At 71.8% G+C, this 419-nt stretch carries 1 protein-coding gene; it reads left to right on the top strand.

Features of this window, described 5'->3' with window-relative positions:
* Nucleotides 1-307, top strand: a 307-nt coding sequence (locus MXD60_RS26320) for a hypothetical protein (protein ID WP_248822396.1), incomplete at its 5' end; no start/stop codon positions are given.
* Between the last annotated feature and the right edge of the window lie 112 nt (nt 308-419).

The following is a 419-nucleotide window of genomic DNA, read 5'->3' as shown; positions in this document are numbered from 1 at the left end:
CGTGCCGGCAACCGCGCCGGACGTAGACCGGGGAATGCTGATGGGATTCGGACGGAACGCGGATAAGAGGGGCACCACGAGCGGCGGGAGCAGCTCGGGCCGCAGCGGGCAGAAGCGCGGCGGGTCCGGGAAGACGGGCGACCCGGCGGACGCGGTCGACCGGGGCACTCTTACCTGCCCGGTGTGCCTCGGGAGCGGAAGCGTCGGGAACCCGGCGGCTGAGCAGCATGAGGGCGAGAATTTCGACGGGGCCAGCATGATCAGATGCGCGCGTTGCAGCGGTTCAGGGGAGGTCAAAAAGAAGTGACCGAGCCGGAGGACGGCCCGACCGGGCCGCCGCCCGAGGTGCATGCCCTGTTCCCGTCCTGCGGTGAGTGCCGGAAAGCGCGGGCGGAGCACCTGCGCCGGTCCGCGCGCGG

Origin of the sequence: Frankia sp. AgB32, from assembly GCF_023243045.1 — a bacterium.
Lineage (GTDB): Bacteria > Actinomycetota > Actinomycetes > Frankiales > Frankiaceae > Frankia.
This window is presented reverse-complemented; position numbering and strand designations above follow the sequence as displayed.